Origin of the sequence: Pseudomonas vranovensis DSM 16006, from assembly GCF_000425805.1 — a bacterium.
Taxonomy (GTDB): Bacteria; Pseudomonadota; Gammaproteobacteria; order Pseudomonadales; family Pseudomonadaceae; genus Aquipseudomonas; species Aquipseudomonas vranovensis.
In genome coordinates this window covers 66,024-90,928 of record NZ_AUED01000021.1, presented here as the reverse complement: position 1 = coordinate 90,928, position 24,905 = coordinate 66,024, and the positions used below count along the sequence as shown (strand labels likewise).

General features: G+C 61.7%; 22 protein-coding genes and 4 pseudogenes. 11 read left to right on the top strand and 15 right to left on the bottom strand.

Going from position 1 to position 24,905, the window contains the following annotated elements:
* The first annotated feature begins 308 nt into the window (after nt 1-308).
* Nucleotides 309-1,514, top strand: a complete 1,206-nt coding sequence (locus H621_RS0116260; protein ID WP_028944434.1) for an RtcB family protein — start codon at nt 309-311, stop codon at nt 1,512-1,514.
* A gap of 9 nt (nt 1,515-1,523) precedes the next feature.
* On the opposite strand, the gene H621_RS0116255 is transcribed toward H621_RS0116260, so the two are convergent.
* Complete coding sequence (locus H621_RS0116255; RefSeq protein ID WP_245219083.1) at nt 1,524-2,465, bottom strand: LysR family transcriptional regulator; 942 nt, start codon at nt 2,463-2,465, stop codon at nt 1,524-1,526.
* Between the two features lie 87 nt (nt 2,466-2,552).
* Here H621_RS0116255 and H621_RS27155 point away from each other — a divergent pair, with 87 nt between their 5' ends.
* Together H621_RS27155 and H621_RS0116245 are read left to right on the top strand one after the other, a co-directional pair.
* The gene (locus H621_RS27155; protein WP_051270561.1) at nt 2,553-3,878 is read left to right on the top strand and encodes an MFS transporter; all 1,326 of its coding nucleotides are present in this window, start codon (nt 2,553-2,555) and stop codon (nt 3,876-3,878) included.
* A gap of 33 nt (nt 3,879-3,911) precedes the next feature.
* The gene (locus H621_RS0116245) at nt 3,912-4,844 is read left to right on the top strand and encodes a carbon-nitrogen hydrolase family protein (RefSeq protein WP_028944432.1); all 933 of its coding nucleotides are present in this window, start codon (nt 3,912-3,914) and stop codon (nt 4,842-4,844) included.
* A 225-nt stretch (nt 4,845-5,069) separates the two neighbouring features.
* Here the strand turns inward: H621_RS0116245 and H621_RS29285 are convergent.
* The 10 genes and pseudogenes from H621_RS29285 to exaC form a co-directional block, all read right to left on the bottom strand.
* Nucleotides 5,070-5,114: pseudogene (locus H621_RS29285) on the bottom strand (hypothetical protein); the annotation flags it as partial.
* Nucleotides 5,115-5,130: 16 nt separating this feature from the next.
* Nucleotides 5,131-5,793, bottom strand: a pseudogene (locus H621_RS28975) (LexA family transcriptional regulator); the annotation flags it as partial.
* A gap of 164 nt (nt 5,794-5,957) precedes the next feature.
* Nucleotides 5,958-6,485 carry an inorganic diphosphatase gene (gene ppa, locus H621_RS0116235; protein WP_028944430.1) on the bottom strand — a complete coding sequence of 176 codons (528 nt, stop codon included), beginning with the start codon at nt 6,483-6,485 and terminating at the stop codon, nt 5,958-5,960.
* A 91-nt stretch (nt 6,486-6,576) separates the two neighbouring features.
* Nucleotides 6,577-7,392 carry a M90 family metallopeptidase gene (locus H621_RS0116230; protein ID WP_028944429.1) on the bottom strand — a complete coding sequence of 272 codons (816 nt, stop codon included), beginning with the start codon at nt 7,390-7,392 and terminating at the stop codon, nt 6,577-6,579.
* An 8-nt stretch (nt 7,393-7,400) separates the two neighbouring features.
* Complete coding sequence (locus tag H621_RS0116225) at nt 7,401-8,048, bottom strand: DedA family protein (RefSeq protein ID WP_028944428.1); 648 nt, start codon at nt 8,046-8,048, stop codon at nt 7,401-7,403.
* A gap of 208 nt (nt 8,049-8,256) precedes the next feature.
* Entirely contained in the window at nt 8,257-8,715 is a 459-nt protein-coding gene (locus tag H621_RS0116220; RefSeq protein ID WP_028944427.1) for a GNAT family N-acetyltransferase, read from the bottom strand.
* Between the two features lie 103 nt (nt 8,716-8,818).
* Nucleotides 8,819-9,643, bottom strand: coding sequence for an ethanolamine ammonia-lyase subunit EutC (gene eutC / locus H621_RS0116215; RefSeq protein WP_028944426.1), 825 nt, complete (start codon nt 9,641-9,643; stop codon nt 8,819-8,821).
* An 11-nt stretch (nt 9,644-9,654) separates the two neighbouring features.
* Nucleotides 9,655-11,049 carry an ethanolamine ammonia-lyase subunit EutB gene (locus H621_RS0116210; protein WP_028944425.1) on the bottom strand — a complete coding sequence of 465 codons (1,395 nt, stop codon included), beginning with the start codon at nt 11,047-11,049 and terminating at the stop codon, nt 9,655-9,657.
* 51 nt (nt 11,050-11,100) lie between these two features.
* Nucleotides 11,101-12,549: an ethanolamine permease gene (gene eat, locus H621_RS0116205; RefSeq protein ID WP_028944424.1), complete on the bottom strand. Its 1,449-nt coding sequence runs from the start codon at nt 12,547-12,549 to the stop codon at nt 11,101-11,103.
* 109 nt (nt 12,550-12,658) lie between these two features.
* Nucleotides 12,659-14,179: an acetaldehyde dehydrogenase ExaC gene (gene exaC, locus H621_RS0116200; RefSeq protein WP_028944423.1), complete on the bottom strand. Its 1,521-nt coding sequence runs from the start codon at nt 14,177-14,179 to the stop codon at nt 12,659-12,661.
* Nucleotides 14,180-14,445: 266 nt separating this feature from the next.
* Here exaC and H621_RS0116195 point away from each other — a divergent pair.
* The 5 genes and pseudogenes from H621_RS0116195 to H621_RS0116180 form a co-directional block, all read left to right on the top strand.
* Nucleotides 14,446-16,165: pseudogene (locus tag H621_RS0116195) on the top strand (sigma-54-dependent Fis family transcriptional regulator); the annotation flags it as partial.
* 98 nt (nt 16,166-16,263) lie between these two features.
* Nucleotides 16,264-16,407: pseudogene (locus H621_RS29280) on the top strand (helix-turn-helix domain-containing protein); the annotation flags it as partial.
* A 66-nt stretch (nt 16,408-16,473) separates the two neighbouring features.
* The gene (mpl, locus tag H621_RS0116190) at nt 16,474-17,823 is read left to right on the top strand and encodes a UDP-N-acetylmuramate:L-alanyl-gamma-D-glutamyl-meso-diaminopimelate ligase (RefSeq protein WP_028944421.1); all 1,350 of its coding nucleotides are present in this window, start codon (nt 16,474-16,476) and stop codon (nt 17,821-17,823) included.
* Nucleotides 17,820-18,449, top strand: coding sequence for a flavin prenyltransferase UbiX (ubiX, locus tag H621_RS0116185; protein WP_028944420.1), 630 nt, complete (start codon nt 17,820-17,822; stop codon nt 18,447-18,449). The genes mpl and ubiX overlap by 4 nt, the downstream gene beginning before the upstream one ends.
* Nucleotides 18,446-18,733 carry a YceK/YidQ family lipoprotein gene (locus H621_RS0116180; RefSeq protein ID WP_028944419.1) on the top strand — a complete coding sequence of 96 codons (288 nt, stop codon included), beginning with the start codon at nt 18,446-18,448 and terminating at the stop codon, nt 18,731-18,733. Before ubiX ends, H621_RS0116180 begins: the two co-directional genes overlap by 4 nt.
* A 60-nt stretch (nt 18,734-18,793) precedes the next feature.
* Here H621_RS0116180 and H621_RS0116175 read toward each other — a convergent pair whose 3' ends face one another.
* The 3 genes from H621_RS0116175 to H621_RS0116165 all read right to left on the bottom strand — a co-directional run bounded on the left by H621_RS0116175 (nt 18,794) and on the right by H621_RS0116165 (nt 21,736).
* Nucleotides 18,794-19,435: an oxidoreductase gene (locus tag H621_RS0116175; protein ID WP_028944418.1), complete on the bottom strand. Its 642-nt coding sequence runs from the start codon at nt 19,433-19,435 to the stop codon at nt 18,794-18,796.
* 26 nt (nt 19,436-19,461) lie between these two features.
* On the bottom strand, nt 19,462-21,192 hold the full coding sequence (locus tag H621_RS0116170; protein ID WP_028944417.1) for a C13 family peptidase: 1,731 nt from the start codon (nt 21,190-21,192) through the stop codon (nt 19,462-19,464).
* Between the two features lie 88 nt (nt 21,193-21,280).
* Nucleotides 21,281-21,736: a MaoC family dehydratase gene (locus tag H621_RS0116165; RefSeq protein WP_028944416.1), complete on the bottom strand. Its 456-nt coding sequence runs from the start codon at nt 21,734-21,736 to the stop codon at nt 21,281-21,283.
* Nucleotides 21,737-21,905: 169 nt separating this feature from the next.
* Between H621_RS0116165 and H621_RS0116160 the strand changes: the two genes are divergently transcribed.
* The 3 genes from H621_RS0116160 to H621_RS0116150 are packed head-to-tail and all read left to right on the top strand — an operon-like array spanning nt 21,906 to nt 23,581.
* Entirely contained in the window at nt 21,906-22,268 is a 363-nt protein-coding gene (locus H621_RS0116160; protein WP_028944415.1) for a CidA/LrgA family protein, read from the top strand.
* Nucleotides 22,269-22,270: 2 nt separating this feature from the next.
* Nucleotides 22,271-22,981 carry an LrgB family protein gene (locus H621_RS0116155; RefSeq protein WP_177431069.1) on the top strand — a complete coding sequence of 237 codons (711 nt, stop codon included), beginning with the start codon at nt 22,271-22,273 and terminating at the stop codon, nt 22,979-22,981.
* 9 nt (nt 22,982-22,990) lie between these two features.
* Nucleotides 22,991-23,581 (top strand): LON peptidase substrate-binding domain-containing protein, encoded by a 591-nt coding sequence (locus H621_RS0116150; RefSeq protein WP_028944413.1) that lies wholly within the window; start codon nt 22,991-22,993, stop codon nt 23,579-23,581.
* 3 nt (nt 23,582-23,584) lie between these two features.
* On the opposite strand, the gene H621_RS0116145 is transcribed toward H621_RS0116150, so the two are convergent.
* A complete protein-coding gene (locus H621_RS0116145) occupies nt 23,585-24,901 on the bottom strand; it encodes a bifunctional DedA family/phosphatase PAP2 family protein (RefSeq protein ID WP_028944412.1) in 1,317 nt (438 codons plus the stop codon).
* Nucleotides 24,902-24,905 lie beyond the last annotated feature (4 nt).

The following is a 24,905-nucleotide window of genomic DNA, read 5'->3' as shown; positions in this document are numbered from 1 at the left end:
CGGTATAAACGGCGCGACACTAGCAGAGCAGGGCGGGGGGAGCAAATCGACAGGGGAAAAGGAGAGGCGGGGACGACTCCGGGTTGGCTTGCGGCGCCCCATGGAGTCGTCTCCCCGGCCCTCGAAAAGAGGCAAATCCAGATGCCGGAAGGCACCCGCTCAGCATGTGCCGACTGGCAAAATGCCAGCCGCGATTCGGACCTCTGAATACACCTTAGACGCAGTCTGTTGTACTGTAAATTTTCTGCAACGCAATCCGTTCAACCGAGTTGGCGAGCCCGTCCTGGGGACCCGCCCAGGGGTATGACATGAACCTGCTGGAAGTGGCTGGCGGCAAACCGATCAAGCTCTGGACCCAAGGTGTGCCGGTGGAAGCCGACGCCCGCCAACAACTGCTCAACATTGCCAAAATGCCGTTCATCTTCAAGCACCTGGCGGTGATGCCCGATGTACATTTGGGCAAGGGCTCGACCATCGGCAGCGTGATCCCTACCCTGGGCGCGATCGTTCCGGCGGCCGTGGGTGTGGATATCGGCTGCGGCATGATCGCCGCACGCACCTCGCTCCATGCCCGCGATTTGCCCGATAACCTGCAACGTTTGCGCAGCGCCATCGAACAGGCCGTGCCCCATGGCAAAACCTTCGGTCGCCGCGACCAGGGCGCCTGGGACAACGTGCCGGCGCGGGCCGACCACGCCTGGCAAGGCCTGGCCACACGCTTCAAGGCCATCACCGACAATTACCCGAAGCTTGAGCGAACCAACAATCGCCAGCACCTGGGTACCCTGGGCAGCGGCAACCACTTCATCGAAGTCTGCCTGGATGAAGCCGACAGCGTCTGGTTCATGCTTCACAGCGGCTCGCGCGGCGTGGGCAATGCCATCGGCAACCTGTTCATCGAACTGGCCCAGGCCGACATGCGCCAACACATCGCCAACCTCCCGGACAAAGACCTGGCCTACTTCAAGGAAGGCAGCCGGCATTTTGCCGACTATGTCGACGCCGTCGAATGGGCCCAGGACTTTGCCCGCCAGAACCGCGCCCTGATGATGCACGCCGTTATTGCTGCAGCGCGTCACGTGCTGGGCAGACCTTTCGACGCCAACCTCGAAGCGGTGAACTGCCACCACAACTATGTGCAGCGCGAACGACACTTCGGCCAGGACATCCTGGTAACCCGCAAGGGCGCTGTGTCAGCGCAAAAAGGGCAGTTGGGCATCATTCCAGGCTCGATGGGGGCGAAAAGCTTCATCGTTCGGGGTCTGGGCAACCCCGAGTCATTCTGTTCCTGCAGCCACGGGGCGGGGCGCGTGATGAGCCGGACCAAGGCCAAGCAGCAGTTCACGCTGCAGGATCAGGTACGTGCCACCGCTCACGTCGAGTGCCGGAAAGACAAGGACGTGATTGACGAGATTCCCATGGCCTACAAGGACATCGACGCGGTGATGCACGCGCAGCGGGATCTGGTGGAGGTGGTACACACCTTGCGGCAGGTAGTGTGTGTGAAAGGTTGAAAGCGCTCTTCAGGTCGGCGTGAGTGAGCCGCGCTGCAGTTCCTGGGTGGTATCGATGATGAAACTGCGCAGCCAGCGGCTATGCGGGTCGTCGTTGTTTTCCACATCCCAGACCATGAATACACGAAAAGCCGGCACAAAAATCGGCACCGGGCTCACGGTCAGCCGGGCAATACGGGCGTAGGACAGTGCGGCAAAGGTCGGTAGGGTGGCGATTACATCGCTGTGGGCCAGGGTCGCCAGCGCGCCACTGAAGTGCGTGAACGACGCCGATACCCGGCGAGCCACGCCTTCGCTTTCCAGCAGGTCATCCACGAACCCCCGGCGTCCGTCGTATGACACCCGTACATGTTCGTGCATCAGGTATTCGTCACGGGTCAGCGGGCTTTTCAGATTGAGCCGCGGACCGTCGTACAAGCAGGAGTAGGACGATGAGAACAACACCTGCGAGCTGTAGTGCGAGGTGAGTTCCTTGGGTTCTGAACACAGCACCAGGTCGATGTCCGGATCTGCCAACGATGTTTTCCACAACGAACTGTTGCTCTGGTGAAAGGCAAATTTCACCGAGAGGCCGCGTGCTTTTGCTTCGTTGACCAGCCTGGGCGACAGGTAACTTTCGATGTCGTCCGATAGCGCAATGTTGAACACCCGGTTGGATGACTCGGCAGAAAACTGCGGCCGTTTGTCGACGATGGTGGCCACCGCCGTCAGGGCTTCAGTGATTTTCGGTGCAATTTCCAGCGCCCGTCGGGTAGGCACCATGCCGGCCCCGGTACGGATGAACAGTTCGTCGTGAAATTGCTCGCGCAGGCGCTTTAGCGAGGAGCTCACAGCGCCTTGGGTCACATGCAGCACCGCTGCTGTACGGGTCACGCTGCGCTCGTTCATCAGGCACTGGAAGACGATAAGCAGGTTGAGGTCGATCCTGCTGATATTAGCAACACTAATCATGGCTATCTCTAGTATTCGTTTGATTAATTTGCTTGGACATTCTTAATCTCAAGCCGCGCAAACACAACAATAAACAGGTGGCTCGGGATGCAAGATTCATTAGTCCAATCGGTACAAGGTGAGCGCGCAGCCTCATCAAACGACGCAGCAGAGTTGCGCAAGCGGGCCATTGCCGTCGGCATTGGCAACTTCATGGAGTGGTTCGACTTTGCCATCTACGGCTACTTTGCCGCCGTTATCGGGCAATTATTCTTCCCTTCCACGGCACCGGGAGTCTCCCTGCTGTCGTCCCTGGCAGTGTTTGCCGTGGGTTTTCTTTCAAGGCCGCTGGGCGCCGTGGTACTGGGGCCGATCGGCGACAAGCTGGGGCGTCGAGCGGTACTGATCATCACCGTGTTCGGCATGGGGCTGGCCACCACCCTGATCGGACTGTTGCCCGACTACGCGGCCATCGGCATCGCCGCACCGATTCTGTTGGTGGCCCTGCGCTTTCTGCAGGGCATGATGGTGGGCGGCGAATGGTCCAGCGCCGGGATCTACATCGTCGAAAGCGCACCGGCCAATCGCCGTGCCACGGCGGCCAGCGTGATTACCGGCACGGCGGGCGCTGCATTTCTGTGTGGTACGGCCATTGCCGCCATCATCACGGCCAGCCTGTCGGACGCGGACCTCATGGCGTGGGGCTGGCGCGTGCCCTTCGTTGCTTCCATCGTCATGGCGGGCGTGGCCCTGTACATCCGCCGCAAGCTGGGCGACACCCCTGTATATGAAGCGCTGGAGCACAAGCGTGCGACCAATGCCCTGGAGCCCGTGTCGCGCCAGGCCAAGCAACGAGCCTTCGTGATCTCCTTCGCCTTCTCGGCACTGTTCGGGGTGTCGTTGTACTACTTCATCACCTACGCCAACACCCACCTGACTCAAACGGTTGGCCTGGGCAAGTCCACTGCCTTGTGGTTGTGCAGCGTGGCGCTGGTGCTCTACACCCTTTTCAACCCCTTGGTGGGGCGCCTGAGCGATCGCTTTGGCCGTCGCCCGTTCGTACTGGCTTCGGCGGCGGGGCTGGCGTTGCTGGCCTACCCGGTATTCCTGTTGATGAACACCGGCAGCTTCGCCGCGATCCTGCTCGGGCTGGTGATCATGGCCGCGCTGGTTGCCATCACCGCCGTGATGGATGTGGTGCTGCTGGTGGAAGTGTTCCCGGCCTCGATCCGCTCCACAGGTGCTGCGGTGGGGCACAACGTCGCGTTGGCACTGCTCGCCGGGCCGGGTCCGTTCATTGCCGTGGCACTCATCCAGGCCACCCACAATCCGAACATTCCTGCTGCGTATCTGGCAGGCGTCTCGCTGGTCTGCTTCATCGTGCTCTGGTTCCTGCTGCCGGAAACCAAGGACCGCGACATCACGCGTGGCTGAATCCGACGCTTACATTACTTCGAGGGAAGACACATGACCAAGGTTGCTGTTGTTCAAGCTTCGTCCATTCCATTCGAGCCCCAACAGAGTGCCGAGAAGGCGGCAGGGCTGATTCGCGAGGCTGCCGCACAACACGTCGAGCTTGCGGTGTTCCCCGAGGCGTTCCTCGGTGGATACCCCAAAGGCGCAGCGTTCGGCACGGTGGTCGGCAGCCGCAGTGATGTGGGCCGAGCCCAGTACCTGCGATATGTACAAGGTGCCGTCAGCCTGGACGGTCCCGAGCTGGCCGGGCTCTGCGATGTTGTAGATGAAACCGGGGTCCATGTGGTCATGGGCATCATCGAGCGCCTGGGGCGTACCTTGTATTGCACCGCGGTGACGCTGGCGCCGGGCAAAGGCGTGGCGGGCTACCACCGCAAACTCATGCCGACTGGCCAGGAACGCATCATCTGGGGTTTCGGCGATGGTTCGAGCATTGCACCGGTGGACACACCGTTCGGCCGGCTGGGCACTGTCATCTGCTGGGAAAACTACATGCCGGCCCTGCGCCAGGCAATGTACGCCCAGGGCACTGAAATCTACTGCGCACCCACTGCGGATGATCGTCCCACCTGGGCGTCGTCCATGGTCCACATCGCGCTCGAAGGGCGCGTACCGGTGCTGTCGGCCTGCCAGGCAATTACCTTGGGCAAGTACCCGGCAGCGTATCGCGAAGACTTCGGCCTGACTGCTGGGGAAGAGGACTACATCATGCATGGCGGCAGCATGATCGTCAGTGCCACAGGGCAAGTGCTGGCTGGGCCGGTGTTTGATCAGGAGGCCATTTTATACGCTGAGATCGATTTGGCCGTGGGGCAGGCCAGCAACCTTGATTTTGACGTGTGCGGGCATTACGCACGGCCGGATGTGTTCACGCTCAAGGTGAATACGGCGGCGATGCGGCCGGTGGTGTTCGAGGGGGAGTGAAAAACAGACGGGCATTAAAAAGCCGGCTTGTGGCCGGCTTCCAGGGGACGGCCTTGGCTAATTTTTGGTAAGCCGCAACCGCCTTCAAAACGTTATCCGGTACAAGGACCGGTACGGCGGACAAGCTGTGTGTCGTCTCGCCGGGCCCCTGGGCGTGCATGGCAGGCCGGGGGCGAAATGTGCGGCGTAGCATACTGGGAATGAGGCGCAATGCCCAGCACAAATTCATTGCGTACGCTCAAGCCGGGCGGCTGTCGCGTAGATGGCCCCACCAGAATACCCAGCCGAGTACGCTTAGTTTCTGGCTTTTGAGTTGGGCCGGGCTGTAGGTTTCGGTGGGGTGCTCATCACTGTCGTGGCTGTGCAGGCGCAAGGCTCCGTTGGGTTGTTGGCTGAGGCTGTGAACGCGTACGCGGCCATTGTGCAGCAAGGCGTAGATCTCGCCCTCCACCACGTGGGTCAGGCCGCAATCGACGGCCAGTGTGGTGCCGCGAGGCAGCAAGGGGCTCATGTTGGACGTGGGCATGCTCAGGCACAGGGCCAGGCTCGGGTCGACACCCAGGCTGTCGAGGGCGCGGATCGGCAGGCGCAGGTAGCGGTCGGGGATAGGTTTCAGTTGTTTGGTCTGGATGCCGAAGAACGGCAACTGGATGTCATTGTGATTGTGGGCGGCCAGCAGGCTCGGGGGTACAGGCTCGGTACCGGGTGCGCGGGGCGCGGGGTTCAAGCGAGGTAGAGGGTTGGGGTGCTTGGGGCCTTCGCCGGTGCGTAGCCATCGGCTGCGTACGCAGAGCAGGTCGGCAATTTCGTCCAGGCGGGCGAAGGGCACGCCACGTCTGAACCAGTTGTTGACGTGCTGTGGGGTCACTTTGCGCTGTGCGGCAAAGTCGGAAGGGGTCAGGTTGCACTCGTGCAGGAGCACTTTGAGACGATCACCAGATGTATTCATGGCGCCTGAGTTTAGTGGGCGCGCCTGGCTTGGGAAATAAACATGAAGTTCATTTTCAAGGCCCGAAGTTGGCGGTTTTACAGGCGCTGCCTTAGGGCGTTGTAGGACTTGTTCCCAAAAAACAGAAAACCCCGCAAAGGCGGGGTTTCTTGTTGGGCGTTTGCTTAGCCTTTGTAGGCAGCAACGGCCTTGGTGATCTCGGCGCGGGCGGCGTCTGCGTTGCCCCAGCCATCGATCTTGACCCATTTGCCTTTCTCGAGATCCTTGTAGTTCTCGAAGAAGTGCTTGATCTGTTCCAGCAGCAGGGCTGGCAGGTCGGTGTATTCCTTGATGTCGACGTACAGCTGCGACAGCTTGTCGTGCGGTACGGCGATGACTTTGGCGTCGCCGCCGCCGTCGTCGGTCATGTTCAGGATGCCGACCGGACGGGCACGGATGACCGAGCCAGGAGCAACTGGGTACGGAGTCACGACCAGCACGTCGAGGGGATCACCGTCGTCGGCCAGGGTGTTCGGGATGTAGCCGTAGTTGGCCGGGTAGAACATCGGGGTGGCCATGAAACGGTCAACGAACAGGCAGTCGCTGTCTTTGTCGATCTCGTACTTGATCGGCGCGTGGTTGGCTGGAATCTCGATGGCGACGTAGATGTCGTTCGGCAGGTCTTTGCCAGCCGGAATCTTGCTGTAGCTCATTGGGCAGTGCCCCCATGTTTGGCCAAAAATTGGTCGCGATTATAGGCACATTCCGTCCTGCTTGCCACGTTCGCCCGGATGTCCGGCAGTGTCAGTCAGGTGCCTGCTGATAGTGGGGGTGATCGCGCTGCAAAAGCTGCAGGCGCGCCAACGGGTCCTGGCGATAGAAACCGCACAATTGCTGGTACACCGCAGGGTAGGCGGCGTTGAGCAGGTCCGGAGCGCTGAAGAAGTATTCGCTGGTGACGGCGAAGAATTCGGCCGGGTTTTCCGCCGCATAGGGGTCGATGGCGGTCTCGGCGTCGGGGTTGCGGTCGAGCTGGCGGTTGAGGTCGTCGTAGGCTTCCTGCATGGCCTGGGCCCAGTCGCTGATGCGCATGTCGTTGTGCAGCGGCGGCAGGCCGTTGGCATCGCCGTTGAGCATGTCGAGTTTGTGCGCAAGCTCATGGATGACCAGGTTGTAGCCCTCCCAGCCGCCGCTGGCCAGCACCCCAGGCCAGGCCAGGATCACCGGGCCCTGTTGCCAGGCTTCGCCGCTGTGCTCGCCGTTCCACTCGTGTTCTATGCCGCTGGCATCACGGTGGCGCTGGGGGCTGACGAAGTCGTCGGGGTAGAGAATGATCTCGTGAAAGCCCTGGTACCAGTTCAGTGCGCCCAGATGCAGCAGCGGCAACTGGGCCTGGGCGGCGAGAAACAGGCGTTGCTCGCCATCAAGCTTCACTCCCGGCAGCGGGCTCAGGTGCTTCTCGTCCAGGAACAGGATGCTCGCTTCAAGTAGCCAGCGGTCCTCATCGGCGCTCAGGCCGTCGAGGATCGGCAGGCGCTCGCGAACCCGTTGCCAACGCTGCGGGTCGACGGGGTGGCGAGCCAGGGTGCGACGACGGCGCCAGGCGCTGAGCGACCACATGGCCAGGCTTAGTTGGCCTTGGCGGTGCGATGCATGCGGCTGCGCACCAGACCGATGATCATGGGTACCAGCGACAGGATGATGATGGCCACGATCATCAACGACAGGTTCTGCTTGATGAACGGTACGTTGCCGAAGAAGTAGCCCAGCGTCACCAGGCCCCCGACCCACAGTACGGTGCCGGCCACGCTGAAGCCGAGGAACCGTGGGTAATGCATTTTCGCGATGCCGGCGACGAACGGTGCGAAGGTGCGCAGGATCGGCAGAAAGCGCGCCAGGGTGACGGTCTTGCCGCCGTGGCGCTCATAAAATTCGTGGGTCTGCTGCAGGTAATCGCGGCGGAAGATCTTCGAATTGGGGTTGCGGAACAAGCGTTCGCCGGCGGTTCGGCCAATCACATAGTTAGTGCTGTCACCGAGTATGGCTGCTGCCATCAGCAGGCCGCCGAGCAACACCGGGTCCATGCCGCCGCCTGCCGCAACGGCACCGGCGATGAACAGCAGGGAATCACCAGGCAGGAATGGCATGACCACCAGGCCCGTTTCGCAGAAGATCACCAGGAACAGGATGGCGTAGATCCACCCGCCGTAATTGTTGACCAGCAAATCGAGATAGGCGTCGAGATGCAGGATAAGGTCCAGCGGGTTGAAGTCCATGTACAGCACCTGTGTTCTTGACCCGAGCGACGGGCTGGTAATGACGGGTAATGCGACTGTATGAGGGGGCTACCCAGGAAATGGGTAAAGTTTCACACATAATGGGGAGGCGCATTATACGGCGGCAACAAGAATGTGCCTGCGCAGTTTGTAGCGGCGGATTTCCAAAAATTATCAGGCAGGCCATGGGCCTGCCGTGGAGAGGGGGTCAGTCGGCGTTGATGGGCAGGATGTAGCTCTTGAACTCGGTGTCCTCACGAAAGCCGATGGATTCGTAGGTTTTCATCGCCACTTCATTGTCGTTGCTGGTCGAGACCCGCATGCGCACGGCGTTGGTGTCCTTGGCCATCTGCTTGGCCTCGCGCATCAGATGGTCAGCCACCAGCATGCGCCGGGAGTCTTCCGCCACATAGATATCGTTGAGAATCCACACACGCTTGAGCGAGAGCGACGAAAAGCTCGGGTATAGCTGGCAGAACCCCATCAGCTTGCTGTCGTCATCATCCGGCAGGGCCAGGTAGATCACCGACTCGCCACGTTCCAGGCGCTTTTTCAGGAATTTGCGCGAGGAGTCCGGGAAGGGCAGTTGCCCATAGAACTCGCGGTATTTGACGAACAGCGGGGCAAGCAGGTCCAGATGTTCCAGGGTTGCTTTGATGATTCGCATAAGCAGGCCTCAGGGTCCATGGGAGAGTGCGGCGAATCGCCGGCAGCCTTGGCAGATGCTGCCTGAAGGCAATTAGAAAGTGCAATCTACGAACCCAGCGCTTTCACGGTTTGCTGAGCAGGAAATTGCCTTTGGTTGGTGTGTCGGCTTCTGACTCCAGCGTGTGTACTTGCGCTTCGTCCTTCAGGTTGACCCCGGACAGCTGTCGGCGGCAGGCCTCTCGCATGAGGTACAGCAGGCGATGTGCCGCCATGCCATAGCTCAGGCCTTCCAGGCGCACGTTGGAAATGCAGTTGCGGTAGGCGTCGGTGAGGCCGACCTTGGGGTTGTAGGTGAAATACAGCCCCAGGCTGTCTGGCGAGCTCAAGCCCGGGCGTTCGCCGATCAGGATCACGGTCATTTTCGCCCCCAGCAGTTCGCCCACCTCGTCGGCTACCGCGACGCGGCCTTGTTCCACCAGTACCACGGGAGAGGTGGACCAGCCGTCGGTAGCGGCCTGTTCTTCGAAACGTGCCAGAAATGGCAGGGTATGGCGGTGTACGGCCAGCGCCGAGAGCCCGTCGGCAACCACGATGGCGAGGTCGACCCCGCCCGGATTGGCCTGGGCATGCTCGCGCAGTTGCTGGGCCGAGTCGTCGTGCAGGCGCCGTCCCAGGTCAGGGCGTTGCAGATAGCTGTGTCTGTCTGCAGCTGCGCTGTGCAGCAACAGGCTGTCGCGACCGCGCTCACTGAGTTGGGTGCGCAGGCCCTGGTGATCGAAGGCCAGGTGCACCGCATCGCGGGCCTGGGCGTGGGCGAACTGGAAGTCCAATTGGGCGCCGGTGGGCAGGCTGGTACCCGTGCGGCCCAGGGCGATACGCGCCGGGGTCAGGCGACGCAGTTCCAGCCAGGGGTTGGCGCTGTTGTCGTGCTGTGGAGTGTTGGCCATGTTCGACTCGCTTATCCCAGTTGTGCCAGGGCCTGGCGGAAGGCCGGCGGCAGGTTGTCGCCGAAGCGCACCCGGCCGTCGGCCTGGGTGAAGATACCCATGCGCGCCAGCCACGCCTCGAATTCCGGCGCCGGTTTCAAGCCCAGGGTCTGGCGGGCATACAGCGCGTCATGGAAGGAGGTGGTCTGGTAGTTGAGCATGATGTCGTCGGAGCCGGGGATGCCCATGATGAAGTTGATGCCGGCTACGCCCAGCAGGGTCAGGAGCATGTCCATGTCGTCCTGGTCGGCTTCGGCATGGTTGGTGTAGCAGATATCGCAGCCCATGGGCACGCCCAGCAGCTTGCCGCAGAAGTGATCCTCAAGGCCGGCGCGGATGATCTGCTTGCCGTTGTACAGGTATTCCGGGCCGATGAAGCCGACTACGGTGTTCACCAGGAACGGTTTGAAATGCCGGGCCACGGCGTAGGCGCGGGTTTCGCAGGTTTGCTGGTCGACGCCATGGTGGGCGTTGGCCGACAGGGCGCTGCCCTGGCCGGTCTCGAAGTACATCAGGTTCTGCCCCAGGGTGCCGCGTTTGAGGCTGAGGCCTGCGTCATAGCCTTCCTTCAGCACATTGAGGTTGATGCCGAAACTGGCATTGGCCGCCTCGGTACCGGCAATCGACTGGAATACCAGGTCCAGTGGCACGCCGCGATTGATCGCTTCGATCGAGGTGGTCACGTGGGTGAGTACACAGGCCTGGGTGGGGATGTCATAGCGCTGGATGATGGCGTCGAGCATTTCCAGCAGCGCGCAGATCGAGGCGATGCTGTCGGTGGCCGGGTTGATGCCGATCATGGCGTCGCCATTGCCGTACAGCAGGCCGTCGAGGATGCTCGCTGCGATGCCGGCGGGCTCATCGGTGGGGTGGTTGGGCTGCAGACGGGTCGACAGGCGCCCGCGCAGGCCCATGGTGCCGCGAAAACGGGTGACCACGCGGATCTTCTGGGCCACCAGTACCAGGTCCTGCACCCGCATGATTTTCGACACCGCTGCGGCCATTTCCGGGGTCAGCCCTGGCGCCAGCGCGCGCAGGGTGTCTTCGTCGGCAGCTTCGCTCAGCAGCCAGTCACGCAGGCCACCCACGGTCAGGTGGCTGACCGGGGCGAAGGCCTGGGCGTCATGGGTGTCGATGATCAGTCGGGTGACTTCGTCTTCCTCGTAAGGGATCAGTGCTTCAGTCAGAAAATGCTTGAGGGGGATGTCGGCCAGGGCCATTTGTGCCGCAACCCGTTCACCGTCGTTGTTGGCCGCCACGCCGGCGAGAAAGTCGCCCGAGCGGGCGGGACTGGCCTTGGCCATGACCTCTTTGAGGCTGTCGAAGCGGTAGGTCTGCTGACCTGCCGTGTGTACAAAACTTGCCATACAGAATCTCCAGAACGCCGCAGGGCAGGCCTGCGGCGGAGGTGGCATCGATCAGTGCAGGGCCTCTTCGGCCTTCTGGATCGCTGCGAATTCTTCTTCCGGTGTCCCGGCTACCAGGTGGTGCCGACTGTAGAAAGCAAAGTAGGCAATCAATACCCCATAAATCACCGCCGCGCCAATCACGACCCGCGGATCGACCAGAAAGCCTGCGACGACTGCAATGCAGGCCAGCACCAGGGCCACACCGGAGGTAAAGGTCCCGCCCGGCGTACGATACGGACGCTCCATTTTGGGGCGCCGAATGCGCAGGGTGATGTGCGCCGCCATCATCAGTACATAGGACAGCGTAGCGCCGAACACCGCCACCAGGATCAACAGGTCACCCTGGCCGGTCAGTGACAGTGCGAAACCGATGATCCCCGGGATCACCAGAGCCAGCACTGGCGCTTTGCTCTTGTTGGTTTGCGAGAGCTTGCGCGGCAGGTAGCCAGCGCGGGACAGGGCAAAGATCTGTCGTGAGTAGGCGTAGATGATCGAGAAGAAACTGGCGATCAGGCCGGCCAGGCCTACCAGGTTGACGAAGCCGCCCATCCAGGTATTGCCGCCGTAGGCTTTGGACAGCGCTTCGACCAACGGGTTGCCGGAAGCCTTCAGGGCTTCTGCACCGGCGCCGCCCGGGCCGACCACCAGGATCAGCAAGGCAAAGGCCAGCAGCACCAGCATGGCGCCGATCAGGCCGCGCGGCAGGTCGCGCTTGGGGTTCTTGGTTTCTTCGGCGGCCAGCGGCACACCTTCGACCGCCAGGAAAAACCAGATCGCGTAGGGGATTGCCGCCCACACGCCCACGTAGCCGAACGGCAGGAAACTGCTGGCGCCGACGGCGTCTGTCTGGGCAATGTCGAAGAGGTTGTTCACATCGAAGTGCGGCACCATCGCCACCAGGAACACGCCCAAAGCAATGGCTGCCACGGCAGTGATGATGAACATCAGCTTGAGCGCTTCACCCACGCCGAAAATGTGGATGCCGATGAAGATGATGTAGAAGGCCAGGTAGATCATCCAGCCGCCGATATCGAACAATGACTGGCAATAAGCGCCGATGAACACGGCAATGGCGGCCGGGGCAATCGCATACTCGATAAGGATCGCGGTACCGGTCAGAAACCCGCCCCAGGGCCCGAACGCGCTACGGGCAAAGCCATAGCCGCCACCCGCAGTAGGGATCATCGAAGACAGTTCGGCCAGTGAAAAACACATGCACAGGTACATGGTGGCCATCAGCAACGTGGCCAGGAACATGCCGCCCCAGCCACCCTGGGCCAGGCCGAAGTTCCAGCCGGCGTAATCGCCGGAAATCACATAGGCGACCCCCAACCCCACCAGCAGTACCCAGCCTGCCGCGCCCTTTTTCAGTTCACGTTGTTGAAAGTAGTCGGAGCCGACCTTCTCGAAGTCGACAGAAGAGCCTGCCGGCGCGCTGCCGGTATGATCGCTTGGCATAGGGTTCACCTGTTTTTTTTATCGTCACCGGCGGATGCCGGCCTGTGGTGATGGTCTTGCAGGAAGCGAGCCAGAGCGGTCCCGGGGTTGGGACCGCCCTGTTGCCGGGTTAGAAGAAGCCCAGCGGGTTGATGTCGTAGCTCACCAGCAGGTTTTTGGTTTGCTGGTAGTGATCGAGCATCATTTTGTGGGTTTCACGACCGACGCCGGATTTCTTGTAGCCACCGAACGCGGCATGGGCCGGGTACAGGTGGTAGCAGTTGGTCCACACGCGGCCGGCCTTGATGCCGCGACCCATGCGGTAGGCGCGGTTGATGTCGCGGGTCCATACGCCGGCACCCAGGCCAAACTCGGTATCGTTGGCAATTGCCAGCGCCTCGGCTTCGTCCTTGAAGGTGGTGATGCTCACTACCGGGCCGAAAATTTCTTCCTGGAACACACGCATCTGGTTGTTGCCCTTGAGCAGGGTCGGCTGGATGTAGTAGCCGGTCGACAGGCTGCCTTCGAGTTTTTCCACTTTGCCGCCGGTGAGCAGTTCGGCGCCTTCTTTCTCGGCGATTTCCAGGTACGAGAGGATCTTGTCGAACTGCTGCTCGGAGGCCTGGGCGCCGACCATGGTGTCGGTGTCCAGTGGGTCACCGCGCTTGATCTGTTTGATCTTCTTCATCACCTCCTGCATGAAGGCGGGGTAGATCGACTCTTGCACCAGTGCCCGCGACGGGCAGGTGCACACTTCACCCTGGTTGAAGAAGGCCAGTACCAGGCCTTCGGCGGCCTTCTCGATGAACGACTGCTCGGCCTGCATGATGTCTTCGAAGAAGATGTTCGGTGATTTACCGCCCAGTTCCACGGTGGACGGGATGATGTTCTCGGCGGCGCACTTCATGATGTGCGAGCCCACCGGGGTTGAGCCGGTGAAGGCAATTTTGGCGATGCGCTTGCTGGTGGCCAGGGCTTCACCGGCTTCACGGCCGTAGCCTTGCACCACGTTGAGCACGCCCGGGGGCAGCAGGTCGCCGATCACTTCCATCAGCACGCTGATGCCCAGGGGGGTCTGCTCGGCGGGTTTGAGGACCACGCAGTTGCCGGCCGCCAGTGCGGGAGCGAGTTTCCATGCCGCCATCAGGATCGGGAAGTTCCAGGGGATGATCTGGCCGACCACACCCAGGGGCTCATGAATGTGGTAGGCCACGGTGTTGCCGTCGATTTCCGCAGCACCGCCTTCCTGGGCGCGCAGGCAGCCGGCGAAATAACGGAAGTGGTCAGCGGCCAGGGGGATATCGGCGTTCAGGGTTTCGCGGATGGCCTTGCCGTTGTCCCAGGTTTCGGTGATGGCCAGCAGTTCGAGGTTCTGTTCGATGCGGTCGGCGATCTTCAACAGAACGAGCGAGCGCGCCTGGGCCGAAGTCGTGCCCCAGGCGTCGGCGGCGGCATGGGCGGCATCCAGGGCCTTTTCGATGTCTTCGGGACCGGAGCGTGGGAACTCGGCAATCAATTGCCCGTTCACCGGCGAGACGTTTTCGAAGTACTGCCCGTTTACCGGCGCAACGAACTCGCCACCAATGTAGTTCCCGTAGCGGCTCTTGAAGGAAACCTTGGCGCCTTCGGTACCGGGATGTGCATAACGCATGGTGTGTCTCCTGGCTATTGTGCTTGTTGGGGAGGATATGAAGCATAGAGCAAGGGTTGGGCCAGTGTTTTCGGTGCCTTGTAAATCAATGGCTTGCGATGGGTTCGGCACTATGTGAAGAGGGCTGTGTGGCAGGGCTGATACAGCGTGCGTGACACTTTGTACCGCTGATGGCACAGCCAGTGACCCAGCGGTCAAGCGAACATTGCAATGCCGGGGCGGGTGGAGGATGCTGGGCTTATCTCGTCTGCGGAGAACAATAAAAAGTGCAGAACAATCACCTCAGCCGGCATGCCCGGCAAGTGCTCACGGTGACTCAGGGCAAGGCGCACTCACAGGGGCCAGGCAGTGATCCCTCGATTGCCCGCTCATGGCTGCGCTGCCTCGAGGACTACCATCTGGACCCGGCCCAGAGCATGGCCCCGACCGTGCTCGAGCATGGCCGCGTGCTGGAGAGCCGCGAGCGCCTGCAGCAGGTGCTGCAGATTGCCGGCACCGAGATGAACAGCCTGCATCAGCAGTTGTCGGGCGCCGGGCATGCGGTACTGTTGACCGATGCCCGTGGGGTGATCCTCAATTGCGTTACCGCGCCGACCGAACGGCGTATTTTCGAGCGCGCCGGGCTGTGGCTCGGCGCTGACTGGAGCGAAGCCCGCGAGGGCACCAACGGCATTGGCACCTGCCTGGTCGAGCGTCAGGCGCTGACCATTCACCAGGATGAACATTTCCGTGGCCGGCATACCGGCCTGACTTGCTCGGCTAGCCCGGTCTTCGACCCTCATGGTGAACTGCTGGCGGTACTCGACGTGTCTTCGGCGCGTCCTGATGTGTCGCGTCAGAGCCAGTTCCACACCATGGCGCTGGTCAACCTGTCGGCGAAAATGATCGAGAGCTGTTATTTCCTGCGCTATTTCGAGAACCAATGGCTACTGCGCTTTCACCTTCAGGCTGAGTCGGTCGGATTGTTCAGCGAAGGGCTGCTGGCGTTTGATGGCGATGGGCGGATTTGCGCGGTCAACCAGAGTGCCTTGAACCTGCTCGGCACCATCCGTGGTGGTGTGCTGGGCAAGCCGGTCGAGATGTTCTTCGACTGTGCGCTGGATGAGCTTTTCAGCCGTTCGACGGCGCAGGCCAGCAACAGTTGGCCATTGCGCACCCGCGACGGCCGCTTGTTGTTCGCCAGCCTGCGGGGCCAGGTTCGCAACCCGGTAGTGCCTTCATTGGCGACCCCGGCACCTGCTGCCAAGGTAGAGAAGATCGGGGCGATCTGTTTGCTCGACCCGCTGTTGCAGAACGATTTCCGCCGGGCCGTGCGGGTGTTCGAGCGCGATGTTCCCTTGTTGATCAATGGTGAGACCGGCAGTGGCAAGGAGGCCTTCGCCAAGGCCGTGCACCAGGCCAGCCAACGGTGCGACAAAGCGTTTGTGGCCCTGAACTGTGCCTCCATTCCAGAAAGCCTGATCGAGAGCGAGCTCTTCGGGTACCGCGGCGGCAGTTTCACCGGTGCCCGCAAGGAGGGCATGCGCGGCAAGCTGCAGCAGGCTGACGGCGGCACCTTGTTGCTGGATGAAATTGGCGACATGCCGCTGGCCTTGCAGACCCGCCTGCTGCGGGTATTGGAAGACCGCATGGTGGTGCCGATCGGGGGCGAGCCGCAGGCGGTCAACGTGCGCATCATCAGTGCCACCCACCGCAACCTGCTGGAACGGGTGGAGGATGGCAGTTTCCGTGAAGACCTTTATTACCGTCTCAACGGCCTGGAAATCGAACTGCCTGCCTTGCGCGAGCGTAGCGACAAATCCCAGTTGCTTGATTTCATTCTGAACGAGGAGGCCGGTGGCCAGGTTGTCAGCCTGGAGCCTTTGGCGCGACAGGCACTGCTGGCGTTCGCCTGGCCTGGTAACGTGCGGCAATTGCGTAATGTGCTGCGTACATTGGTGGCGCTGTGTGATGACGGCGTTATCCGCCATGCCGACCTGCCACCCACGGTAGGAGCGACGGTGCGAGGTCTCGACGTGTCCCGCGATAACGGTATTTCCGAAACGACTCATCGCGGGGCAAGCCGAGGTGCTGCACCGCCGCTGCTACAGTGCGCCGAGCGTGATGCATTGCTTGCCACCCTTGAACAGCAACGCTGGCACATGACCCATGTCGCCGCGCAGTTGGGTGTCAGCCGCAATACCTTGTATCGAAAACTTCGCAAGCACGGTATCGCCCGCAGTCTTTGAGCGAAACACAGGATGCGATTTCCTGTGCGCTGGGCTACCCTGCCTCGACGTTTTGCGAGGTCGATCATGCACATTCATATTCTTGGTATTTGCGGCACTTTCATGGGTTCGCTGGCGGTGCTGGCCAAAGAGCTCGGTCATCGCGTCACCGGCTCCGACGCCAATGTCTATCCCCCCATGAGCACCCAGCTTCAGGCCCAGGGCATCGAGTTGACCCAGGGCTATGACGCCGCCCAACTGGACCCGGCGCCAGATCTGGTGGTGATCGGCAATGCGCTGTCGCGCGGCAACCCTGCCGTGGAGTACGTGCTCAACAAGGGCCTGCCGTATGTGTCGGGCCCGCAGTGGCTGGCCGACCATGTGCTGCAAGGTCGTTGGGTGCTGGCGGTGGCGGGTACCCACGGCAAGACCACTACCAGCAGCATGCTGGCCTGGGTGCTGGAACATGCCGGTATGAGCCCGGGCTTCCTGATTGGCGGTGTGCCACAGAACTTCTCGGTGTCGGCGCGCTTGGGCGGCACACCGTTCTTCGTGGTCGAGGCCGACGAATACGACAGTGCCTTCTTCGACAAGCGTTCGAAATTTGTCCACTATCGCCCGCGTACCGCGATCCTCAACAACCTTGAGTTCGATCACGCGGATATCTTCCCTGATCTGGCAGCGATCGAGCGGCAATTCCATCACTTGGTACGTACCATTCCGAGTGAAGGGCTGGTCATTCATCCAACCACCGAGCTTGCGATCGAGCGGGTGATCAAGATGGGTTGCTGGACACCGGTGCAAACCACCGGTGAAGGCGGGCAGTGGCAAGTCAAGTTGCTCAGTGCCGACGGTTCACGTTTTGAAGTCAGCTTCGAGGGCGAGGTTCAAGGTGTAGTCGAGTGGGAACTGACCGGCCAGCACAACGTTGCCAACGCCCTGGCGACCCTGGCCGCGGCTCGCCATGTGGGTGTGGTGCCGGCGATGGGTATTGCCGCTTTGAGTGCTTTCAAGAGCGTCAAGCGTCGCATGGAGAAAGTCGCCGAAGTGCAGGGCGTGACCATCTATGACGACTTCGCGCACCATCCGACGGCCATTGCCACCACCCTCGACGGCCTGCGCAAGCGCATTGGCGATGCACCGTTGATCGCGGTGATCGAGCCTCGCTCCAACTCGATGAAGCTGGGCGCGCACCGCGATGGTCTGCCGGAAAGCGTCAACGATGCCGATCAGGTCATCTGGTATGCACCGCCCAACCTGGGCTGGGACCTTGCCGCCACTGCCGCCGAGTGTAAGGTGCCTGCCGTGGTTGCCGACAGCCTTGAAGCGATCATCGAGCGGGTCAAGAGCCAGGCCAAGCCCGGCACCCAGGTGGTGATCATGAGCAACGGCGGTTTTGGTGGGCTGCACGGCAAGCTGGCCGAGGCGCTGAAATGAGCGGGCCGGAACGCATCACCCTGGCCATGACCGGGGCTTCGGGGGCGCAGTACGGACTGCGCCTGCTCGACTGCCTGGTGCGCGAAGACCGGGAGGTGCACTTTCTGATCTCCAAGGCCGCGCAACTGGTGATGTCGACCGAGACCGACGTGGTGCTGCCGGCCAAGCCTCAGGCGATTCAAACCTTTCTCACCGAGTACACCGGCGCTGCCGCCGGGCAGATTCGTGTGTACGGCAAGGAAGACTGGATGTCGCCAGTGGCCTCCGGTTCCGGTGCCCCCGCAGCGATGGTGGTGGTGCCGTGCTCTACCGGCACCCTGTCGGCGATTGCCGCGGGCGCCTGCAACAACCTCATCGAGCGGGCTGCCGACGTCACCCTCAAGGAGCGTCGGCAGTTGATCCTTGTGCCGCGTGAAGCACCGTTCTCCACCATTCACCTGGAGAACATGCTCAAGCTGTCGAACATGGGGGCGGTGATCCTGCCTGCGGCGCCGGGGTTCTATCACCAGCCGCAGACCATCGATGACCTGATCGATTTTGTCGTGGCACGGATTCTCAATCTGCTGGACATCCCGCAGGACATGCTGCCGCGCTGGGGCGAGCATCACTTCGGCGCCGATGAATGAGGCGACTGCTCGGTATGGCTGTGTTGTGTGTGCTGGTCAGCGGTTGTGCCAGCATACGCACACTCGATGCCGCCAAGCCTGGGGCGCCGTTGGTCTATAGCGGTACGCGGCTTGATCTGTACGCGATGCAAGGTGGGTGTTGTGCGTTGGACCGCTTTGGTGCCGAAGCGCCAACGTACCCTGGGCTGGATCTGCCGGGCAGCCTGTTGCTCGATACCTTGCTGTTGCCGTTGTCGGTGTTGACGGCCTTGGGAATCGGTTTTCAGGCAACGGGTGGGCTGTAATGGCATCGCGGGGCAAGCCCGCTCCCGCGCTGCAGGAGCGGGCTTGCCCCGCGATTGATGTTACCTGCCGAGCCTGCGCAGCTCGTCAGACTCGACGATGCGAATCCCATCTTGCTCTTCCAGCGCCAGGCGCCATAGGGCGCGGGCCAATTGGCAGGCTTCGATACCCCGGTACTTGCCAGGGATCAGCTTGGACAGCGGTCCGGCAACCCGTTCAGCCAGGCGTGGCTCCACGCGTTCACCGAGTAACAGGGACGGACGGGCGATGGTCAGTTGCGGCCAGTCCTGGGCCTCCAGTGCTTTCTCCATTTCGCCTTTGACCCGGTTGTAGAAGATCGGCGACCTGCGGTCGGCGCCCAGCGCACTCAACACCAGCAAATGCCGCGCACCCAGCTCCCGGGCGCGTTTGCCGAACGCCACCACCATGTCCAGGTCGACGGCGCGAAAAGCCGATTCGGACCCCGCCTGCTTGATGGTGGTGCCCAGGCAGCAGAAAGCGATGTCGACGCGGCCGGCCAGTTGCGGCAGGAAAATCGCCGGATCGCCCACTGGGTTTTCCAGGTGCGGGTGCTCGGCCAACGGACGACGGGTAGGGGCCAGCACTCGACTGACGGTTGGCTCGTTGAGCAACCGATCGAGTAGATGTTCACCGGTAAGACCGGTGGCTCCGGCAAGCAGGATATGCTGAGGCGTCAAGTACATGATGTCTCTCCCTTGATACAGTCAGCTTAGTGGTTGCTGGCATTTTTTGCATGCCCCGTCTCATTTGCCGTTTTGCTTTCGAGGGCTTTGCGTGCCTGCTGCTGACGCAGTCGTTGCCAATGTGCCACTACGTCCTTGGGCGCCCAGATTTGCGGTTCGGAGGCCTCGAAGCCCTCCACCGCCTCACGCTCGGCAACGCTGGCGCTGGCTTGGTCGAAGGCTTGCTGCAGATCGTCGGTCTGGTTCAGGGCCTGGGCGAACAAGGCATCGCCGAAGTAGGTAAAGTCGGCTTCTTCAGAGCAGCCGAACGACACTCGATCCGCTCGTGAGGCCGTCATGATCAAGGTCTTGTCGTCTTTGAGCGAGTCGATGTAGCCCCCTGAATAGCAGGCGGAGATGACAATGATCTTGTCGCGATCTTTCAATGGCGCCAGTGTACTGGCGAGGGCATCGGCGGGCAGGTCGGCCAGTTGCAGGCGTGGCTGGTCGAGAACCAGTTCGTGCTCGTGGCTGCCGTGGGTGGTCAGGTAGATGAATACCAGGTCTTCGGGGCCGGTGCGCTCGGCCAGGGTGCGAACGGCCCGGGCAAGGCTTTCGCGGGTGGCCATGGGCCGGTCATCGAGGTGGTCGCGATGGTTGACCAGGCTGATCTGCCCTGTAGCGCCAAAGCGACTCTTGAGCATGGCGCTAACATAGTCGGCCTCGCGCAGAAACACACTTTGCTTGCCGTCGCCAGCCAGGGTCAGGCTGTATAGCTCGATCTGCGCTGTGGAGGCCGGAATCCGGGCCAGTGCCTGCTCCAGCAGCGGCCCCTGGTTCAGCAGCGCCAGCTCCAGCGGATCAGGCAGCAGCCGGCCCTTTTCATCACGCACGCGCAGGCCGTTGATCCAGTCACCGCTCTGGCTGCTGCCATCGGGCAGGTTCAGGCGGCCACGGCCATGGTAGGTGTCGTTGTCGAAGCCGCCGATATAGAGGCTGCCATCGGCCAACTGCAAGCGACCGTTGCCGGAGAAGCGCCAGTCGCGAAAGTTGCCCTTGTAATGGCTGCCATCACTGGCGATCAACTCGCCCTTGCCATTGAAGGTGCCGTCCTTGAATTGCCCGATCCACACATCACCGTCGACGCTTTCATAGCGGCCCCGGCCTTCCAGGCGATTGTCGCGAAAGGCGCCGATGTATTGGTCACCTTCGGCACTGTTGAAGGTGCCGCTGCCTTCGAGCTGACCGTTGACGAAGCGCCCGCTGAACTGGTTGCCGCTGGCATCGCTGCGAATGCCTTCGCCGTTGGGTTTGCCGCGTGCGAACAGGCCCTGGTACTGACTGCCGTCAGCTAGTTCAAGATGGCCGGCGCCGTTGTACTGGTCGTCCTTGAACTGGCCGCGATACAGCAAGCCGTTCTCTTTGAGGGTGCCTTCGCCATCGCGTCGACCGAGCTTGAAACCGCCGGTGTAGCTGCTGCCTGGGGTCTTCAGCGTGCCCAGGCCATGGAACAGGCCTTGCTGGAACATGCCGCGATAGACCTCGCCATTGCTACCGTGCCATTCGCCCTGGCCGTGCCACTGGCCACTGAGGAAGTTGCCGGCGTACCAACTGCCGTTGGGGTAGTCGATTCGGCCCTCGCCTTGCAGCAGTCCATCGACCACCTGGCCCCGGAAGCGACCACCATCGGGTAGGCGTGCATCCGGTGGAGACAGGGGTTCGCCATCGCCACAGGCGGCGAGCAGCAAGCTCAGGGCAAGAGGAACAAGTGGGCGCATGACGGGGTCCGGGCGGGTGAGGCCCCGAGTATGCCGCAGAATGCGCCGACTGAAACAGCCAGTGGGACTGTTTCAGTGTCGGGCCGTTTCAGACGAAGCAGAGCGTCAGGGGTTCGGCGATGTAGGCGGGCTTTTCCTGGCCTTCGATTTCCAGGGTGGCGGTGAGCTTGAGTAACCATTGGCCGGGCTTTTTCTCGGTGGCGTCGGCCAGGTCGACCTTGAGTCGGACCTTGCTATCGACCTTGACCGGCTGGATGAAGCGCACGCTGTCCAGGCCGTAGTTGACCACCATCTTCAGGCCTTCAGGCAGGACCAGGATGTCTTCCATCAACTTGGGGATCAGCGACAGGGTGAGAAAACCATGGGCGATGGTGCTGCCAAATGGCGTTTTCGCCGCCTTTATCGGGTCCACATGAATGAACTGAAAGTCACCTGTGGCCTCGGCAAACAGGTTGATGCGGTCTTGGTCGATGGTCAACCATTCGGAACGTCCCAGTTCCTTTCCAACGTACTGCGAAAGCTCTGCAACAGGTACAAAGGGCATCGTGACTCTCCTGATTGTCTTTGGATTTCTTATGACGTAGGCAGATTCGAACGCCTAAGATCAGCACGCCTGCACAAAGCGGTCAAGTCGCCATGTTTTCGGCGAATATCAGGTTATAGGCAGGTCGTTAGCGTGCTTATAATGGCCGCCAGGCCCGAAGGAGGTACTTATGCTGTTGCGTGGATTGACCTGGCTGGTGTTGTTTCAATTGCTTGGGACGGCGATCAATCACCTGTTTGTGCCTTTTCTGCCCGGCCCAATCCTTGGACTGCTGTTTTTGCTGGTGTTCCTGATGGTGCGCGGCGAGGTGGGGGCGCCACTGAGCGAGGCAGCCAACAGCCTGTTGCGCTACCTACCGTTGCTGTTGGTGCCGCCGGCGGTGGGGGTGATGGTCTATGCCGCCGATATAGCGGCCGATTTCTGGGCCATCGTCGGTGCCTTGGTGCTTTCGGCGTTGATCACCCTGGTGTTTGTCGGTGTGCTGATGCAAAAGCTGATCGCCCGCCAGGGCAAGCGCGAGGAGCAGTCATGAGCCTGGATTGGGGCGGTGCCCTGGACGCTGTCATTCACCATCCGCTGTTCGGCATCGGTATCACCCTTGGGGCCTACCAACTGGTGCTGGCCGCCTACGAGAAAACCCGCTGGATCTTCCTGCAGCCGGTACTGGTGTCGATGCTTGTGGTCATTGGCGTACTGCTGACATGTGGCCTGACCTACAACGAATACCGCAAAAGTACCGAAATCATGAGCATCCTCCTGGGCCCTGCAACGGTCGCCCTGGCGGTACCGCTCTACCTCAACCTGCGGCGGATTCGCCAACTGTTCTGGCCGACTTTTACTACGCTGGTAATCGGAGGGGTGTTTGCGACCGGTGCCTGTTTGCTGCTGGGCTGGTGGTTTGGTGCCGAACACATGATTCTGATGACCATGGCGCCCAAGTCGGTGACCTCGCCGATTGCCATGCTGGTAGCCGAGCAGATTGGCGGTGTGGCGGCCCTGGCAGCGGTGTTCGTGCTGATCACCGGGGTGATCGGGGCGATTTTCGGCCCGGGGCTGTTGTCACGTTGTGGTGTGCATAGTCCCGAGGCCCGAGGCATGGCGCTGGGGGTGACCGCTCATGCGGTGGGTACCTCGGTGGCGCTGCAGGAAAGTGATGAGTGCGGGGCCTTTGCGGCGCTCGCGATGAGCCTGATGGGGGTCGCCACAGCGGTGTTCCTGCCCCTGGCAGTCAGCCTGGTTGTTTAAGGAGTTGCAATGACGTTACCCCTGTTCCCGCTCAATACGGTGCTGTTTCCGGGATGCTTTCTCGATCTGCAGATCTTCGAGGCGCGCTACCTGGACATGATCGGTCGCTGCATGAAGCAGGGCGGCGGGTTTGGTGTTGTCTGCATTCTTGAGGGTGAACAGGTCGGCAAGGCACCCGAAGGCTATGCCTCGATCGGTTGCGAGGCCGTGATTCGCGATTTTCAGCAGCAGGACAACGGCCTGCTCGGCATTCGGGTCGAAGGCACCCGGCGTTTTCGTGTAAAGCAGGCGCACGTGCAGAAAGACCAGTTGTTGCTGGCAGAGGTGCAGTGGCTGCACGATCTACCCGATACGCCACTGCGCGATCAGGATGACGATCTGCTGGCCTTGCTCAAGGCCTTGGGCGAGCATCCGATGGTGGCCGCGCTCGACATGCCGGCCCAGGTGCTGGGCCAGCACTCCCTGGCCAACCAACTGGCCTACCTGTTGCCCTTCGTTGAGGAAGACAAGCTCGATCTCCTGGCCATTGACGCCCCGCAGCAGCGCCTGGATGCTATCCAGGCGCTGCTTGATCGGCTGCAGGGTGAGCTGTTCGCCTGAACCTCAGTACTGGTAGCGCACCAGGGCGTGGGGCAGGGCGTGCAGGCTGAAGAAGGCCAGCAAGGCAACGCAGGCCGGCAGGATCAACCACCATACCTTCAGCGGCAGGGCCGCAAGCGGTTCGCGGTGCTGGGTCAAGGTCAGGCTGGTAGCACACACGCAGCAGGCGAGCATGGCCCCGGCAAGAATGTCGGTCGGCCAGTGTGCGCCCAGGTACACCCTTGATACCGCAATGGCCAGCGCGGGCAGGCAGCCCAGCAGAATCCAGGTCAGGCGCATGCGTGCGGGTTGTCCGCGCCCGGCCAGTACCGCCAGTACCAGGAAAAACGCAAAGGCTGCCGAGCTATGGCCGCTGGGCATGCTGTAGGTGGTCAGCGGATCGGTCAGGACCTCCGGGCGGGCCCGGGCGAACAACCATTTCAGGCTACCATTGGCCAGTGCGGTGCCGATCAGGGTAGCGCCGGCAAAAATCGCTGGGCGCCACTGGCGTGCCAGGAGCAGCAGGCCGACCAGCAGGCCGCCGAGAAAGAACTGGGTACGAAAATCTCCCATTCGAGTGACCAGCACCACGCTGCCATCGATGACGCTGCTGCGGTGCTCCTGGATCAGGGTCATCAGGCCCTGGTCGAACTCATGCAGGTACGGCCAGCCAACAAACAGGCCGGTCAGGGCCAGCAGGCTGAGCCCGGCAATCACGCGGGTGCCGCGACGCATGCTGCGCAGGCTGCAGTTGATGCTCACGCCCAACAGTATGGCCAGGCCGGCAGCGATGATTCCGGCGTCGAGCCAGAAACCCTCGGGCAGTGGCAGGCGCATGGCGGCACCCGTTGCCCAGCCGGGCAGCAGATAGGCCACCGACCAACCCGCCCCGGCAATCAGGCTGACGGCGATGAAACGTGGCAGGGGCATGTCGAACATGCCCGCGACCATGGGCAACATGGGGCGCAGGGGGCCGATGAAACGGCCGACCAGCAGGCTGGCGATGCCGTAGCGCTGGAAATAGGTTTCGGCACCGCCGATCCATTCCGGGTGATGACGCAGCAAGGGCAGGCGGCGGATGTTCTGGTGAAACTTGCGTCCGAGGGTGTAGGAAATTGCATCCCCCAACAGGCCGCCAAAGAACCCCAGCATCAGGGTTTCACCCAGTGACAGGGCGCCACTGCCGGCCAGCACCGCCACGGCGAACAGCAATACCGTGCCTGGCACGATGATCCCGGCAATTGCCAGGCACTCCACGCAGGCCACCAGAAAGATCGCCAAGCCTAGCCATTGCGGGTTGGCGCCAAGCCAACTCGTCAGGCTGTCGAGCCATTGGCCCATCGTG

Bases quoted from the DNA above. Each gene is read 5' to 3' on its own strand.
- H621_RS0116260 (WP_028944434.1), top strand. From the start codon at position 309: ATGAACCTGCTGGAAGTGGCTGGCGGCAAACCGATCAAGCTCTGGACC.
- H621_RS0116255 (WP_245219083.1), bottom strand. From the start codon at position 2,465: ATGATTAGTGTTGCTAATATCAGCAGGATCGACCTCAACCTGCTTATC.
- H621_RS27155 (WP_051270561.1), top strand. From the start codon at position 2,553: ATGCAAGATTCATTAGTCCAATCGGTACAAGGTGAGCGCGCAGCCTCA.
- H621_RS0116245 (WP_028944432.1), top strand. From the start codon at position 3,912: ATGACCAAGGTTGCTGTTGTTCAAGCTTCGTCCATTCCATTCGAGCCC.
- ppa (WP_028944430.1), bottom strand. From the start codon at position 6,485: ATGAGCTACAGCAAGATTCCGGCTGGCAAAGACCTGCCGAACGACATC.
- H621_RS0116230 (WP_028944429.1), bottom strand. From the start codon at position 7,392: ATGTGGTCGCTCAGCGCCTGGCGCCGTCGTCGCACCCTGGCTCGCCAC.
- H621_RS0116225 (WP_028944428.1), bottom strand. From the start codon at position 8,048: ATGGACTTCAACCCGCTGGACCTTATCCTGCATCTCGACGCCTATCTC.
- H621_RS0116220 (WP_028944427.1), bottom strand. From the start codon at position 8,715: ATGCGAATCATCAAAGCAACCCTGGAACATCTGGACCTGCTTGCCCCG.
- eutC (WP_028944426.1), bottom strand. From the start codon at position 9,643: ATGGCCAACACTCCACAGCACGACAACAGCGCCAACCCCTGGCTGGAA.
- H621_RS0116210 (WP_028944425.1), bottom strand. From the start codon at position 11,049: ATGGCAAGTTTTGTACACACGGCAGGTCAGCAGACCTACCGCTTCGAC.
- eat (WP_028944424.1), bottom strand. From the start codon at position 12,549: ATGCCAAGCGATCATACCGGCAGCGCGCCGGCAGGCTCTTCTGTCGAC.
- exaC (WP_028944423.1), bottom strand. From the start codon at position 14,179: ATGCGTTATGCACATCCCGGTACCGAAGGCGCCAAGGTTTCCTTCAAG.
- mpl (WP_028944421.1), top strand. From the start codon at position 16,474: ATGCACATTCATATTCTTGGTATTTGCGGCACTTTCATGGGTTCGCTG.
- ubiX (WP_028944420.1), top strand. From the start codon at position 17,820: ATGAGCGGGCCGGAACGCATCACCCTGGCCATGACCGGGGCTTCGGGG.
- H621_RS0116180 (WP_028944419.1), top strand. From the start codon at position 18,446: ATGAGGCGACTGCTCGGTATGGCTGTGTTGTGTGTGCTGGTCAGCGGT.
- H621_RS0116175 (WP_028944418.1), bottom strand. From the start codon at position 19,435: ATGTACTTGACGCCTCAGCATATCCTGCTTGCCGGAGCCACCGGTCTT.
- H621_RS0116170 (WP_028944417.1), bottom strand. From the start codon at position 21,192: ATGCGCCCACTTGTTCCTCTTGCCCTGAGCTTGCTGCTCGCCGCCTGT.
- H621_RS0116165 (WP_028944416.1), bottom strand. From the start codon at position 21,736: ATGCCCTTTGTACCTGTTGCAGAGCTTTCGCAGTACGTTGGAAAGGAA.
- H621_RS0116160 (WP_028944415.1), top strand. From the start codon at position 21,906: ATGCTGTTGCGTGGATTGACCTGGCTGGTGTTGTTTCAATTGCTTGGG.
- H621_RS0116150 (WP_028944413.1), top strand. From the start codon at position 22,991: ATGACGTTACCCCTGTTCCCGCTCAATACGGTGCTGTTTCCGGGATGC.
- H621_RS0116145 (WP_028944412.1), bottom strand. From the start codon at position 24,901: ATGGGCCAATGGCTCGACAGCCTGACGAGTTGGCTTGGCGCCAACCCG.